Origin of the sequence: Teichococcus deserti (assembly GCF_001982615.1) — a bacterium.
GTDB classification, from domain to species: Bacteria; Pseudomonadota; Alphaproteobacteria; order Acetobacterales; family Acetobacteraceae; genus Pseudoroseomonas; species Pseudoroseomonas deserti.
Genome location: NZ_MLCO01000027.1, coordinates 23,684 through 37,616 on the forward strand (window position 1 = coordinate 23,684; position 13,933 = coordinate 37,616).

11 protein-coding genes are annotated in these 13,933 nt (G+C 71.2%); 6 read left to right on the forward strand and 5 right to left on the reverse strand.

Annotation, left to right across the window (positions count from 1 at the left end):
* The first annotated feature begins 17 nt into the window (after positions 1–17).
* Together BKE38_RS04385 and BKE38_RS04390 are read left to right on the forward strand one after the other, a co-directional pair.
* Positions 18–1,211 carry a phosphoglycerate kinase gene (locus BKE38_RS04385; protein ID WP_076956150.1) on the forward strand — a complete coding sequence of 398 codons (1,194 nt, stop codon included), beginning with the start codon at positions 18–20 and terminating at the stop codon, positions 1,209–1,211.
* Positions 1,212–1,355: 144 nt separating this feature from the next.
* The gene (locus BKE38_RS04390) at positions 1,356–2,789 is read left to right on the forward strand and encodes an NAD-dependent succinate-semialdehyde dehydrogenase (protein ID WP_076956151.1); all 1,434 of its coding nucleotides are present in this window, start codon (positions 1,356–1,358) and stop codon (positions 2,787–2,789) included.
* A 77-nt stretch (positions 2,790–2,866) separates the two neighbouring features.
* On the opposite strand, the gene BKE38_RS04395 is transcribed toward BKE38_RS04390, so the two are convergent.
* Complete coding sequence (locus tag BKE38_RS04395; protein ID WP_076956152.1) at positions 2,867–4,177, reverse strand: hemolysin family protein; 1,311 nt, start codon at positions 4,175–4,177, stop codon at positions 2,867–2,869.
* A gap of 214 nt (positions 4,178–4,391) precedes the next feature.
* Here BKE38_RS04395 and BKE38_RS04400 point away from each other — a divergent pair, with 214 nt between their 5' ends.
* Complete coding sequence (locus tag BKE38_RS04400; RefSeq protein ID WP_076956153.1) at positions 4,392–6,050, forward strand: glycosyltransferase; 1,659 nt, start codon at positions 4,392–4,394, stop codon at positions 6,048–6,050.
* 1 nt (position 6,051) lies between these two features.
* Here BKE38_RS04400 and BKE38_RS04405 read toward each other — a convergent pair whose 3' ends face one another.
* Complete coding sequence (locus tag BKE38_RS04405; RefSeq protein WP_076956154.1) at positions 6,052–7,335, reverse strand: Hsp70 family protein; 1,284 nt, start codon at positions 7,333–7,335, stop codon at positions 6,052–6,054.
* A gap of 271 nt (positions 7,336–7,606) precedes the next feature.
* Between BKE38_RS04405 and BKE38_RS04410 the strand changes: the two genes are divergently transcribed.
* From BKE38_RS04410 to BKE38_RS04420, 3 genes are all read left to right on the forward strand, one after another.
* Complete coding sequence (locus BKE38_RS04410; RefSeq protein WP_076956155.1) at positions 7,607–7,885, forward strand: hypothetical protein; 279 nt, start codon at positions 7,607–7,609, stop codon at positions 7,883–7,885.
* Between the two features lie 128 nt (positions 7,886–8,013).
* Positions 8,014–8,646 (forward strand): bifunctional 4-hydroxy-2-oxoglutarate aldolase/2-dehydro-3-deoxy-phosphogluconate aldolase, encoded by a 633-nt coding sequence (locus tag BKE38_RS04415; protein WP_076956156.1) that lies wholly within the window; start codon positions 8,014–8,016, stop codon positions 8,644–8,646.
* The gene (locus BKE38_RS04420; RefSeq protein ID WP_076956157.1) at positions 8,643–9,569 is read left to right on the forward strand and encodes a sugar kinase; all 927 of its coding nucleotides are present in this window, start codon (positions 8,643–8,645) and stop codon (positions 9,567–9,569) included. Before BKE38_RS04415 ends, BKE38_RS04420 begins: the two co-directional genes overlap by 4 nt.
* Before the next feature lie 284 nt (positions 9,570–9,853).
* Here the strand turns inward: BKE38_RS04420 and BKE38_RS04425 are convergent, their stop codons facing one another.
* The 3 genes from BKE38_RS04425 to BKE38_RS04435 are packed head-to-tail and all read right to left on the reverse strand — an operon-like array spanning position 9,854 to position 13,901.
* Positions 9,854–11,359 (reverse strand): M81 family metallopeptidase, encoded by a 1,506-nt coding sequence (locus tag BKE38_RS04425; protein WP_076956158.1) that lies wholly within the window; start codon positions 11,357–11,359, stop codon positions 9,854–9,856.
* 5 nt (positions 11,360–11,364) lie between these two features.
* Entirely contained in the window at positions 11,365–12,612 is a 1,248-nt protein-coding gene (locus tag BKE38_RS04430) for a Zn-dependent hydrolase (RefSeq protein ID WP_076956159.1), read from the reverse strand.
* Positions 12,609–13,901 carry an ArgE/DapE family deacylase gene (locus tag BKE38_RS04435; RefSeq protein WP_076956160.1) on the reverse strand — a complete coding sequence of 431 codons (1,293 nt, stop codon included), beginning with the start codon at positions 13,899–13,901 and terminating at the stop codon, positions 12,609–12,611. Before BKE38_RS04435 ends, BKE38_RS04430 begins: the two co-directional genes overlap by 4 nt.
* Positions 13,902–13,933 lie beyond the last annotated feature (32 nt).

The following is a 13,933-nucleotide window of genomic DNA, read 5'->3' on the forward strand; positions in this document are numbered from 1 at the left end:
CAGGAAGTAGCTGAAAAATGCCCGCTTTCCGGACGCTGGATCAACTCGAACCCGCCGGAAAGCGGGTTCTGCTGCGCGCCGACCTGAACCTGCCGGTGCGCGACGGCAAGATCTCCGACACCACCCGCATCGACCGGCTGGTGCCGACGATCCGCGAGCTCGCCGACAAGGGCGCCCGCGTCATCGTCTGCAGCCATTTCGACCGCCCCAAGGGCAAGCGCGTCCCCGAGATGTCGCTGAAGCCGATGGCGGTGGCGCTGGGCGAGGCGCTGGGCCGCCCCGTCGGCTTCGCCGATGACTGCGTCGGCCCTGACGCCGAGGCCGCCGTCGCCGGGCTGAAGGACGGCGATGTCCTCGTTCTCGAGAACACCCGCTTCCATGCCGGCGAGGAGAAGAACGACCCCGCCCTGGTGGACGGGCTCGCGAAGCTGGCGGACGTCTTCGTCAACGACGCCTTCTCCGCCGCGCATCGCGCGCATGCCTCGACCGAGGGCGTGGCGCACAAGCTGCCAGCCTATGCCGGGCGGCTGATGCAGGCGGAGCTGGAGGCGCTGGACGCGGCGCTGGGCACCCCGTCCCGCCCGGTGGTCGCCATCGTCGGCGGCGCCAAGGTCTCCACCAAGCTCGACCTGCTCGGCAACCTGTCGAAGAAGGTCGACGTGCTGGTGATCGGCGGCGCCATGGCCAACACCTTCCTCGCCGCCCAGGGCAAGGCCATGGGCAAGTCGCTGCAGGAAGCCGAGATGCACGACACGGCGCTGCGCATCCTGGACGAGGCCCGCGCCGCCGGCTGCACCATCCTGCTGCCGACCGACCTGGTCGTCGCCGAGGCCTTTGCCGCCAATGCGCCGAACCAGACCGTCTCGGTCGACAATGTGCCCGCGGGCATGATGGCGCTGGATGTCGGGCCGGCCACGGTGGCGGCTGTCGAGTCGGAGCTGAAGCGCGCCTCCACCCTGGTGTGGAACGGCCCCTTCGGCGCCTTCGAGATCCCGCCCTTCGACACCGCGACGGTGCAGGTGGCGCAGACGGCGGCGGGGCTGACCACCTCCGCCGGGTTGAAGAGCATCGGCGGCGGCGGCGACACCGTCTCGGCGCTGCGCCATGCCGGGGTGGCCGACCGCATGACCTATGTCTCCTCGGCCGGCGGCGCCTTCCTGGAATGGCTCGAGGGCAAGACCCTGCCGGGCGTCGCGGTGCTCGCGAAGTAGGCCGCGCCCGGTCCGGCGATCGGTCTGCGATACGTCGGGCGGACACGGATCGGACAGGCTGATTTTACCCGGTCCCGGGGGGTGGCGCAGGCTGCTTCCCGGGTCCACATTCCGGCGGACTCTCGTGAACGAGGAGACGCTGTGATGTACCAAGACGTTCAGCTGCACATCGACGGCCAGTGGCGCGCGGCCACCGGCGGCGGCACCATTCCCGTCCTCAACCCGGCCACCGAAGAGCAGATCGGCACCGTCCCGCACGCCACCCAGGCGGACATGGACGAGGCGCTGGCCGCGGCCGAGCGCGGCTTCGCGGTGTGGAAGAAGGTCTCGGCCTTCGACCGCTCGAAGCTGATGCGCAAGGCGGCCGAGCTGCTGCGCGAGCGCGCCGACAAGATCGCCCGCCTGATGACCCTGGAGCAGGGCAAGCCGCTGCCGGAAGCGAAGATGGAGGTGCTCGCCGGCGCCGACATCATCGACTGGTTCGCCGAGGAGGCCCGCCGCGCCTATGGCCGCGTCATCCCGGCCCGGGCCGAGGGCGTCTACCAGCTGGTGGTGAAGGAGCCGGTGGGCCCCGTCGCCGCCTTCACGCCCTGGAACTTCCCGATCAACCAGGTGGTGCGCAAGCTGTCCGCGGCGCTGGCCACCGGCTGCTCGATCATCGTCAAGGCGCCGGAAGAGACCCCGGCCTCGCCGGCCGAGCTGATCCGCTGCTTCCTCGATGTCGGCCTGCCGAAGGGCGTGGTCGGCCTGCTCTACGGCGTGCCGGCGGAGATCTCCTCCTATCTGATCCCGCATCCGACGATCAAGAAGGTGACCTTCACCGGCTCGACCCCGGTGGGCAAGCACCTGGCCGAGCTGTCGGGCAAGTACATGAAGCGCGCCACGATGGAGCTCGGCGGCCATGCGCCGGCGATCGTCTTCGAGGATGCCGATATCGAGCATGCGGCGAAGACGCTGGCCACCAGCAAGTTCCGCAATGCCGGCCAGGTCTGCGTCTCGCCGACGCGCTTCCTGGTGCATGAGAAGGCCTTCGACCAGTTCGTCGACACCTTCACCAGCTATGCCAAGTCGCTCAAGGTCGGCAACGGCCTCGAGGACGGCACCCAGATGGGTCCGCTGGCCAATGACCGGCGCATCCCGGCGATGGAGACGCTGATCTCGGATGCCAGCCAGAAGGGCGCCGAGATCCGCACCGGCGGCAGCCGCATCGGCAACAAGGGCTATTTCTTCGAGCCGACGGTGATCACCGGCCTGACGCGCGAGATGCGCGCCATGAACGAGGAGCCCTTCGGCCCGCTGGCGCTGATGGTGCCGTTCAAGGAGTTCGACGAGGTCGTCGAGGAGAGCAACCGCCTGCCCTTCGGCCTGGCGGCCTATGCCTTCACCAGGTCGGCCAAGACGGCGAATGCCATCGCGTCGCAGGTCGAGACCGGCATGATGACAATCAACCACCTCGGCCTGGCCCTGCCGGAAGTGCCCTTCGGCGGCACCAAGGACAGCGGCTACGGTTCGGAAGGCGGCAGCGAGGCGATCGAAGCCTATCTGATCACCAAGTTCGTGACGCAGGCTGGTCTCTGAGATCCGGCGCCGGGCGACAGCGTCGCCCGGCACTTGCAGAAAAAGGTCCGGGGGAATTCCTTCCCCCGGCCTTTTTTTTATGCCGCGGTTTCGGTCGCCTGTTCCCGGCTGACGAGCACCTTGTCGATGCGTCGCCCGTCCATGTCGACGATCTCGAAGCGCCAGCCGGCCCAGACGATGCGGTCGCCTTCGCGGGGCACGCGCTGCAGCAGCGCCAGCATCAGCCCGGCGACGGTGTGATAGGACCCTTCCGCCGGCAGCTCCGGCAGGTCGAGGCGCGATTTCAGCTCGTCGCTCGGCATCATGCCGTCCAGCAGCAGGGTGCCGTCGTGGCGCTCGACCACGTCGCCGGCCGCGGCGGGGGTGGGGGCCGGGCCGAGCTCGCCGACAATGGCTTCCAGCAGGTCGGAGGCGGTGACGACGCCTTCGAAGCTGCCGTATTCGTCCATCACCAGGGCGATGCCCAGCGGGTCGGCGCGCAGCCGCTCCAGCGCATCCATGGCCGAGAGGTTGTCGGGCAGCACCATGGGCTGGCGGAGCGCGGGCGCGATGTCCAGCTTGCCACCCGCCAGCAGCTGGTCCAGCAGGTCCTTCACCACCACCACGCCGGTGACATTGTCGATGCGGCGGTCGGCGACGACGAAGCGGGTGACCGGCGAGGCGCGCAGCCGGCTGGCGATCTCGGCCTCGGGGGCCTCGCGCTCCAGCCATTCGACCTCGTTGCGCGGCGTCATCAGGGCGCGGACCGGCTTGTCGGCCAGGCGCAGGACTCGCTCGATCATGTGGCGCTCCTCGCTGTCCAGGGCGCCGGCCTCGACGCCTTCGGCGACGGCGGCCTTGACCTCCTCCTCGGTGATACTGGCCGAGACGGCGCGGGAGGCGCCGAGCAGGCCCAGCACCAGGGCCGAGGAGCGCGACAGCAGCCAGACCATCGGCGCCGCGATGCGGGAGAGCAGCAGCATGGGCGGCGCGACGATGACGGCCACCGCCTCCGGATTGCGCAGCGCCAGCTGCTTCGGCACCAGCTCGCCCAGGATCAGCGAGGCATAGGTGATGGCGAGCACCACGGCGGTGAGCGCCAGCTCGTTGGCGTAGAGCGCCATGCCCGGGATCATCGCCAGCACGCCGGCCAGGCGCTGGGCCAGACCCTGCCCCGCGAAGGCGCCGGCCAGGACGCCGACCAGGGTGATGCCGACCTGGACGGTGGGCAGGAAGCGCTGCGGGTCCTCCATCAGCGTCAGCGCGGCCGAGGCGCCGGCGCGGCCCTGGCGCTGCATGCCCAGCAGGCGGACCTTGCGGGCAGAGACGATGGCCAGCTCGCTCATGGCGAAGATGCCGTTCAGCAGCACCAGCAGCAGGATCACGGCCAGTTCCAGCGCGACGTCCATGGGGATGGCCAAGCTCCTCTGCGGCGATGCGGCAGCCGGTTCTAGGGCCTGGCCCGCCTTCGGTCACGCCCCCTGGCCGCGGCGAATGGCCCCATTCCTGCCATCAAGCGGCCGATCCCCTGCCGCATCGGCTGCCCAGAAGGAAGGGGCGGCACAAGGGCCGCGACCGATGCCCGGACCGATTCCGATGAATGCACAGGCTCGACCCCCGATCGTGAACGAACCCCGCCTGACGGCGGCCGCGCTTTCGCGGCCGGCCGGGGATGCGGCGCATCGGCGACGTGCGGGCTGGCCGGGCGGCCGGCCTGGGCTGCTGGCCGTGCTGGTGCTGCTGGCGCTGGCGCAGTTCGCCGCCTGGCGGGCTGCCGGCGTGCAGAGCCCGGGCTTCCCCTTGGCCGCGGCGCTGCTGGGCACGCTGGCCGGCTATGCCGCGCTGCGGGGGCCCGGCGGCCTGCGGACGGGCGCCATCATCGGGCTGTTCCTGCTGGCGCAGGGCCTGTCCTCGCTGCTGATGGCCTCGGCCTGGCACGGTCATGCGGCGCTGCCCACCCTGCCCTGGCTGGCGGCCCAGGCGGCGGCCAGCCTGCTGCTGCTGCACCGCGCCCGGCTGATCGCCGAGGCAATGGCGCCGCGCAGCTTCGCCCGCCGCGTGCCGGCGCTGGCCGGTGCCCTGCTGCGGCCGCTGCCCAAGGTCTCCCTGCACCTGCCCGTGGCCGATGCCCCGTTGCCGGCGCTGCGTGCCACACTGGAGTCGCTGGCCGAGCTCGACTATCCGGCGCTGGAGGTGCTGGTGGTCGATGCCAGCGACGCCCCCGGCCATTGGGAGCCGGTGGCCGAGCATGTCGCCCGGCTGAGCCCGCGCTTCCGCTTCTTCCATATCGGCGCCTGCCCCGAGGCCGCCCGCGGCTTCGCCCTGCGCGAGACGGCGCCGGAGGCACTGCTGGTCGGTCTGGTCGAGCCCGGCGCGGCGGTCGACAGCGACTGGCTGCGCCGCTGCCTGCCGCTGTTCCTGGGCCATCAGGGGCTGGGCTTCGTCCAGGCGGGCAGCGCCGCGCCGACCGTCCACGACGCCCTGGCCGAGCGGCTGGCTTATGCCGCCGAGCCGCAATCCTGGCCGCTGCCGCGCCAGGCCGCCAACGAGCAGATGGCGGTGACGCTGCAGGGCTCGCTGTCTCTGGTCCGCGCCGATGCGCTGCGCCTGGCCGGCGGCTGGGACCTGGCCGCCCCGGACCAGCCGGCCGAGCTGGGCCTGCGGCTGCTGCGCCAGGGCTGGGAGGCGCTGGACCTGCCCGACTCCATGGGCCATGCCGCGCCGCGCGCCGAGGCCGCGCCCGGGCTGCTGCAGCGGCTGGCGCGCCATGCGGACGTGCTGTTCTCCTTGCGGCATCGCGGGCTGACGCCGGGGCAGCGGCGCCACCTGCTGGCGCCGGCCGGTGCGGCGCTGACCGAGGCGCTGTGGCTGGGCATGGCGCTGCTGGGGACCGGCGCGACGCTGGGGATGCTGGCCGCGCGCCAGCTGGGCCAGGCGCCGGTGATGCCCTTCGCCGCCGTCGCGCTGCTGCTGCCGCTGGCGGCGATGCTGCCGGCCCTGCTGCTGGCGCCCCGCGGCCATCGCGCCCTGGCGATCGTCGCCGCGCTGGCGCTGATGCCCGCGCGCGGCGCCGAGGTCTGGCGCGTGGCCACCGCCTGGCAGACCCGGCGCCCGCCGCTGCCGGCCGGCAGCCTGGCCGCGATGCTGGGGATGCTGGCGCTGATCAGCCTGCCGGCGGCGCCGCTGTGGAGCGCCGTGCTGCTGGGCTTCGCCCTGCCCGATGCCGCCGGCTGGCTGGTGGGGCGCAAGCTGCGGCCGCAGAGCCCGGCCGACTGGGCCTGACTTAAGCCGCGACGCGCTCGGCCCCGATCAGGGCAAGGCCCTCGGCGACCGAGACAAACTCGCCGCCATGGGCGACGCGCCCGGCGCCGAAGCGGTTCTCGAACAGATGGCGGACGGCGGGCACCAGCGAGGTGCCGCCGGTCAGGAAGACCCGGTCCACCGCCTCCGGCCCGACGCCGGCATCCGCCAGGGCCTGGTCGACGGCGCCGGCGATGCGGGTCAGCTCCGGGCTGATCCAGCGCTCGAAATCGGCGCGCTGCACCTCTTCCTCCAGCAGGAAGCCGCCATGCCTGAAGCGCAGTACCGCGCTGTCGGCCTTGGACAGCGCCGCCTTCACGCCGGAGACCGCCTGGTACAGGGCATAGCCGGTCTCGTCCTCGACCAGCTGCATCAGGTGCTGCAGCTTCTCTGGATGGTCGGCGGCGCGGGCGACCTCGGCGATCTCGCGCATGGTGCGGGGGGCGCGCATCAGCGACAGCCGGTGCCAGCGGGCGAAGCTGGTGTAGAAGCTGGGCGGCACCGGCAGCGCCGTGCCCATGACGCGGTAGCTGTCGCCCTTGCCCAGCCGCGGCGAGACCACGTTGTCGATGATACGGTAGTCGAAGGCGTCGCCGGCAATGCCCAGCCCCGCATGGCCCAGGGCACGCACCGCCTTGGCATGGCCCGGCTCGAAGCGGATCAGCGAGAAGTCGGAGGTGCCGCCGCCGAAATCGCCCACCAGCACATTGGCCGGCGCGTCGAGGGTGGCAGCGAAGCGGTGGCCCGCCGCCTCGGGCTCGAGGGCGAAATCCAGCCCGCTCCAGCCGGCGCCGCCGAAGGCCTTGCGCAGCCGGGACTCCGCCAGCTCGTCATCGGCATTGTCGCCGACGAAGCGGACCGGGCGGCCGGCGACGACATGCGCATCGCCCAGCTTCCCCGCGCCGCCGCCCGAGCTCGCCAGCAGCGAGCGCAGGAACAGGGAGATCAGCTCCTCCAGGCCGAAGGCGCGGCCGAAGATGCGGGTCTCGGAAAAGCTGCGGCTGGCCAGGTAGCTCTTCATCGACATGATCAGCCGGCAGCCCAGCGGATCGTCCAGATAGGCCTCGATCGCCTGCGGCCCGGCGGCATGCTGCAGCCGGCCGCGCGAGGGCCCGGTCTCCTCGGCCCAGAAGCAGAGCAGCGAGCGGAAGGTGTCCACCACGCCGCTGCCGGTCGCGTAGCGGATGCTGGCGACCTGCCCATCCGCCTGGCGCAGCGCGATGACGCTGTTGGTGGTGCCGAAGTCGATGCCGATGACGTCAGCCATAAGGGCCTGCCTGCTCGCTGAGGGTGACGGCGCGGGCCGCCGGTCGGGGGGCGCGCGTTAGAGCAGATTGCCGTGAGCATGGGAAGCCACCCGCCCCCGCCCGCGCTTAATGACCTAGTGTGAAAGCGGGGTTCGCGTGTCGCGCGAGAAGGGCGCGCCAACGATCTCGAAATTTTCATCCCTGTCCAAATTGTGAGATGGCTTCGGCCGCGCAGATGCGTTAACAATTCATCAACACACCGACCGCCACAGCGAACGGGGCCCCGCATCCATGGACCAGTCCTCGACCCTCCTCGCCTTCCCCCAGGTCCCGGAAGACCGCCTGCGCCTGGCGCTGCGCCGGCTCGAGGCCGCGCTGGCCGAGCAGGCCACCGCCGTCGCCGAGTTCCGCAGCAACCTGGGCGCGCTCAAGGAAGCCACCAGCGGCCTGGCCACCCAGGTGAACCACTACAACGAGACGCTCGACCGCACCGCCAGCCAGGTGCAATACGCCCACCAGGCCGCCCGCCGGCTGGAGCGCACCGCCGACCGCATGGTGTCGATGGGTTGACCGACGGGCGGGCGAAGGCCCTGCCCTTTCCCTGAGGCCGCCCCGCCGCTAGCCTGCCGGCCTCTTCCGGGCGGCGGCGGGCATCATGGCGATGGCCGCGGGCGCCCGTCCTTCAGGATGGAACTGCCGTGGCCCCGCATCCGTTGATCGAGACCTTCCGCGCCGCCCGCATCGTGCCCGTGGTGCGCACCAGCACCGCCGCCCGGGCCGCGACCGCCGTCGAATGGCTGCGCGACGCCGGCATCACCATCTTCGAGATCACGCTGACCATCCCCGACGCGCTGTCGGTGATCCGCGACGTGGCCAGCGATCCGAAGCTGCTGGTCGGCGCCGGCACCGTGCCGAATGCCACCGCCGCCGAGGACTGCATCTCTGCCGGCTCGCGCTTCATCGTCTCGCCCTGGGTGGACCCCGCGCTGGCCGCGCCCTGCCAGTCCTCCGGCGCCTGCCTGATGATGGGCGCCTTCACGCCGACCGAAGTGCGCGCCGCGCGCGCTGGCGGCGCCGACGTCGTCAAGATCTTCCCGGCGAGCTCCGCCGGCGGTCCCAGCCACATCAAGTCGCTGCGCGCCGTCTTCCCCGAGATCGCCTTCTGCCCGACCGGCGGCGTCGACGCCCGCAACGCGGGCGAGTACATCGCGGCCGGCGCCGCCTTCGTCGGCATCGGCGGCAAGCTGGTCGACGAGAAGGCCATCGCCGCCGGCGACCGCGAGGCGGTGCAGGCCGCGGCGCGCGAGGCGCTCGGAATCATGCAGGCATGAGCCAGGTGGATATCCTCTGCCTCGGCGAGCCGATGCTGGAATTCAACCAGCAGCCCGCCGACGCGCAGGGCCGCGCGCTCTATCTCGAAGGCCATGGCGGCGACACGTCGAATGCCGCCGTCGCCGCCGCCCGCGCCGGGGCGAAGGCGGGCTACATCACCGCGCTCGGCAAGGACGCCCCCGGCGACAGCTTCATGAAGCTCTGGGCGGATGAAGGCGTCGACGCCAGCACCGTGCAGCGCCGCGCCGACGCGCCCACCGGCATCTACTTCGTGACGCACGGCCCCGACGGCCACGCCTTCACCTTCTACCGCGCCGGCAGCGCCGCCTCGCGCATGACGCCCGACGACATGCCGGCCGAGGCCATCCGCCAGGCCCGCATCCTGCACGTCTCCGGCATCAGCCAGGCGATCTCCACCAGCGCGTCGGACGCCTGCTTCCGCGCCATCGAGATCGCTCGCGAGGCTGGCGTCACCGTGTCCTACGACACGAATCTGCGCCGCTCGCTCTGGCCGCTGCCGCGCGCCCGCGCCACGATCCACGCCGCGCTGCGGATAACCGACATCGCGCTGCCCAGCTACGACGACGCGACCGCGCTGACCGGGCTGGACGACCCCGACGCCATCGCCGACTTCTACCTGGAGATGGCGCCGCAGGTGATCCTGAAGCTGGGCAAGGACGGCGTGATGGTCGCCGACCGCAACGGCCGCACCACCCTGCCCGGCCGCATCGTCAAGGCGATCGACGCGACCGGCGCCGGCGACACGTTTGCGGGCAACTTCCTGGCCCGCACCATCGCCGGCGACACGCCGATCGAGGCGGCGCGCTACGCCAACGCCGCGGCGGCGCTGGCCACGACGGGGTACGGCGCGGTGGCGCCCATGCCGCGGGAAGAAGCAGTGCGGAAGTTTTTGGAGAGCTGAAGAGAGGAAGGCAGGGGTAGGCCAGGGGAATGAATTCCCCTGGACCCCTTCTTTTTTCTGTCAGATTGCCATGTCCACGTGACGACAGTACGTGGCCCGGCCCAGCAACAGCGCGACCTTCAAGGTCGCGCTGTTTTTGTACTTGGCGTCCCGCCGTCATGCCCTGACGACGAGCCCGCTGATGCGCAGGTCGCCGAACGGCCGGTCATCAGAAAAAAGATGGGGGCTCGGGGGAATTCATTCCCCCGACCTTCTCCCCCTGCCTTCTCTATCCCTGTCTTCTCTTACCCTTCGTTGCGCCCGCGCGGCCGCATGCGGATGCCTTCGCGCACGTGCTGGAACGGCAGCGACGACGGGTCCGCCACCACCGGGCCAGGGGCGGCGACGACCAGGACCTGTTCGGCGATGGGCTGGAAGTCGGCGCGGAAGTGGACGCTGCTCTTCAGGCCCAGGATGTTCTCCTGCGCTGGCTCGATGCCGAGGTGGCGGAACAGCGCCTGGTCGTAGGCCTGCATCTTCCGCGTCACCACGATCACCTTCACCGTGCCGACGCGGATCAGCGCGCTGGGGCCGAGGTCGGCCGGGTTGCCGGCGCCCATCGGCCCGGTCAGGGTGAAGCGGCCATCGGACAGGCGGAGGATCTCGGCCTCCACCGCCAGGGGCACGCCGTCGGACTTGCCGCCGAGCTTCAGGGAGATCGTCGCGCCGATGCCGGCTTCGTGGCAGGCGGCGGCGCTTTCTGCGTCGTTGATCAGGCCGAGGGTGGCGTCGGCCTTTTGGGCCACCAGCTCGGCGAGCAGGCCGGTGGTGTCACCATGGCCGCCGCCGCCGGGGTTGTCCTGGGTGTCGGCCAGGACGATCGGCTTCGTCGCCATGACGGACAGGCGGATGGCGTCGGCGACGGCTTCCGCGACGGGCTGGGCGCCGCCGGCGAAATCGGGCTCGCGGTCGTGCAACAGCTTGAGGAAAGCGTCGGCCGCTGCGTCCGCCGTGTTCTGGTCGAGGGCGAAGGCCGCATGCGCCACGCCGCAATCGGCGAAGTCGGCATAGGGGAAGCCGAAGCAGAAGCCGAGCTCGACCATGCCCGGGCGCTCGGCCAGACGAGCGCGCTCGGCCATGACGCCCGCCATGGGGTCGACCATGGTGCATTGCATGGTCAGCGGCATCCAGTAGTCGGCCTGGCGGAAGGCGCGGGCGAAAGGCTTGCCGTGCGCGATGCGCTCGACCAGCAGCTGCAGCGCCTGGGCGCCGGCGGCCTTCATGTCGATATGCGGATAGGTGCGGAAAGGCACGGCGGCATCGACCAGGCGGATCATCCGCTCGGTGAGGTTGCAGTGCGGGTCGAGGCTGATGGTCAGCGGCATCTCGGCGCCGACCACCGCGCGGACGCGGCGCAGCAGCTCGCCCTCGGCGTCGGGGAAGCCTTCGGCCACCATGGCGCCATGCAGGTCGAGATAGACGCCGTCGAGCGGGCCGGCCTCCAGCGCGGTCACCAGCTCGGCGACCAGGCAGGCGCTGATGCGCTCGAAGGCCTCTTCGGTGACCGGGCCGGCGGGCTCGGCGAAGCACCAGGACAGCGGCACCAGCTCGTGGCCGAGTTCGCGGCCGCGGGCGATGGCGCCGGCGGCCGGCACCGAGGTCGGCGCCAGCATGTCGAACAGGCCGGCGCCGCGGCGGAAGCCGGGGAAGCCGCCGGGCTGGCGGAAATCATCCCAGGTGGCCGGGCGCGGCGCGAAGGAATGGCTTTCATGCAGGAAGCCGCCGATGGCGAGGCGGAGCGGTTTCGTCATCGGGGTCAGCCTTTCGCGCGGCCGGCGGTGGCCAGGACGGCATCGGCGAGCACCACCAGCCCGGCCTCGGCCCATGCGGGGGTGATGGCCTCGGCCTCGTTGTGGCTGATGCCGCCCTCGCAGGGGACGAAGATCATCGCGGTGGGCAGGCGGCGCGCGACATAGACGGCGTCATGGCCGATGCCGGTGGGCATGTCGCGATAGGCGAGGCCCCGGCCGCGGGCGGCGCTGCGCAGCGCTTCGACCAGCGTGGCGTCGAAGGGGGTCAGCGGGAATTCCCAGAAGGGCGTGACCTGCACCTGCACGCCGCGTTTCTGGGCGATCTCGGCGGCGCGGGCCTGCATGGCGCGGCCCATCGAGGCCAGGGCCTCGGGGTCGCCATGGCGGAAGTCGACGCTGAACCAGACCTGGCTGGGGACGACGTTGCGGCTGTCCGGCGTGACCAGCAGCCGGCCCACCGTGCCGCGGCCGTCGCCGCCCGCGGCCAGCGCGATCTCTTCGACCGCCTGCACCAGGATCGAGGCGGCGACCATGGCGTCGCGCCTAGGGCCCATGGCGCCGCCGGCATGGAAATCCTCGCCGGAGACGGTGACGTCGAGCCAGAGCTGGCCCAGCGCGCGATCGACGACGCCGACGGGGATGCCGTCGCGCTCCAGCAGCGGGCCCTGCTCGATATGCAGCTCGAAATAGGCGCCGAGCTTCTGCAAGTCTGCGGGATCGGCCTCGCCCTGCCAGCCGATGGCGCGAAGCTCCTCGCCGAAGACGGCGCCGGCGGGGTCGGTCTTGGCCAGCACCTCTTCCTCGGTGAAGAGGCCCATGGCGACGCCGCTGCCCATCATCGGCGGCGCGAAGCGGGCGCCTTCCTCGTTGGTCCAGTTGATCAGGACGACCGGCGCCTCGGTCTCGGTGCCGGATTCATGCAGGGCGCGCAGCACCTCGAGCCCGGCCAGCACGCCGAGCACGCCGTCATACTTGCCGCCCGTCGGCTGGGTATCCAGGTGGCTGCCCATGGCGACGGCGGGGCGCGACGGGTCGCGGCCCTCGCGCCGGATCACCATGTTGCCGACGCGGTCGGTGGTGACGCTGCAGCCCGCGGCCTCGGCCCAGGATTGCAGCAGGGCGCGGCCCTCGCCGTCCAGCACGGTCAGGGTCTGGCGGTTGCAGCCGCCCTTGGCGGTGCCGCCGATCTCGGCCATGCGCATCAGGCTGTCCCAGAGGCGGGCGCCGGAGACGGGAAGATTGGTCGTGCTCATGCCTTGCTCTCCACGCCGCACCATTCGGCCATGCTCAGCGCGATGGTGCGCGTGGTGGCATGGAAGCTGGCCAGGCTGACGCTTTCGTCGATGCCATGGACGGAATCGGATTCGGGGCCGAAGCAGGCGACCGGCGTGCCCTGGTAGAGGGTGAAGAAGCGGCCATCGGTCAGCGCCGGGATGGCGACCTCGCGCAGCTCATGGCCGGCAACGTCGGCGAAGGTGTTGCGGACCAGCTGGACGATCGGCTCCTTCTGGTCGAACTGGCAGGCCTCGGCCATGAAGCCCTGGAATTCCAGCTTCACCTGGCTGCCGCGCAGCTTTTCGTCCTGCGCGATCTCGGCGACCAGCGCTTCGATCTCACCCTTCACCTGGGCGGCGCTGCGGCCGAGCATGACGCCGACGCGCAGGCCAATCTTCGCGCGGGTGGGAACAGAACTGTTCCACTCGCCGCCCTGCACCGTGCCGAAATTGATGTTCACAGGGTGGTTCACGCCATGGAAGGCGGCGTGGATATTCTCGGCCCGGTTCATCGCCATCTCATACTCCTTGAAGCGCTGGGAGATGAGATAGGCGGCCTCGATGGCATTGACCCCGGCATGCATGTCGCGGACATGGGTCGGCCGGCCTGTCACCGTGACCCAGGCCCAGATGGCGCCGACCTCGGCGGCATAGACGGTGTCGAAGCTGACGCCGGTCTCGGGGATAATCACCGCGTCGCATTTCGGCATCGCCATCATGCAGGCCAGCGCGCCGTTGCCGGTGCATTCCTCCTCGATCACCGAATGGAACTGCACCTCGGCCGCCGGCTGCAGCCCGGCCATGGCGAGCGCGCGGAAGGCCAGCACGTTGGAGATGCAGCCGGCCTTCATGTCGGCCGCACCGCGGCCATACATCCGGCCGCCCTTCACCACCGGCTCGAAGGGCGAGTTGGTCCAGAGATCCTCGGCGCCGACCGGCACCACGTCGACATGGCCCTGCAACACCAGGCTGCGGCCCTTCTTCTCGCGCGGCTGGTGGGTCGCGACCACGTTGTCGCGACCCTCATAGGAAACCAGCGGCGGCGAGAAGCCGGGGTGATCCTTCAGCGCCTCCGGCCGCGTCGCCACGCGCTGCGGCGCCAGGCCGATGCCCGCATAGTTCTGCGCCATCTCCTCCAATGCCGAAGCCTCGTGGCCCAGGGTGGAGGGGCAGCGGACCAGGCGCTCCAGCGCCGCCACGGCCTCGCCCTCGAGCGCCTGCACGGCGTCGAGGATGGCGCGGCGGGCGCCGGGATCGAGTGTCGACATGATCAGTCCTTCAGGCGAGTCAAAGACAGGAC

Excerpts from the sequence above, each read along its gene's own strand:
- BKE38_RS04385 (WP_076956150.1), top strand. The coding sequence starts at position 18 with ATGCCCGCTTTCCGGACGCTGGATCAACTCGAACCCGCCGGAAAGCGG.
- BKE38_RS04390 (WP_076956151.1), top strand. The coding sequence starts at position 1,356 with ATGTACCAAGACGTTCAGCTGCACATCGACGGCCAGTGGCGCGCGGCC.
- BKE38_RS04395 (WP_076956152.1), bottom strand. The coding sequence starts at position 4,177 with ATGGACGTCGCGCTGGAACTGGCCGTGATCCTGCTGCTGGTGCTGCTG.
- BKE38_RS04405 (WP_076956154.1), bottom strand. The coding sequence starts at position 7,335 with ATGGCTGACGTCATCGGCATCGACTTCGGCACCACCAACAGCGTCATC.
- BKE38_RS04410 (WP_076956155.1), top strand. The coding sequence starts at position 7,607 with ATGGACCAGTCCTCGACCCTCCTCGCCTTCCCCCAGGTCCCGGAAGAC.
- BKE38_RS04420 (WP_076956157.1), top strand. The coding sequence starts at position 8,643 with ATGAGCCAGGTGGATATCCTCTGCCTCGGCGAGCCGATGCTGGAATTC.
- BKE38_RS04425 (WP_076956158.1), bottom strand. The coding sequence starts at position 11,359 with ATGACGAAACCGCTCCGCCTCGCCATCGGCGGCTTCCTGCATGAAAGC.
- BKE38_RS04430 (WP_076956159.1), bottom strand. The coding sequence starts at position 12,612 with ATGAGCACGACCAATCTTCCCGTCTCCGGCGCCCGCCTCTGGGACAGC.
- BKE38_RS04435 (WP_076956160.1), bottom strand. The coding sequence starts at position 13,901 with ATGTCGACACTCGATCCCGGCGCCCGCCGCGCCATCCTCGACGCCGTG.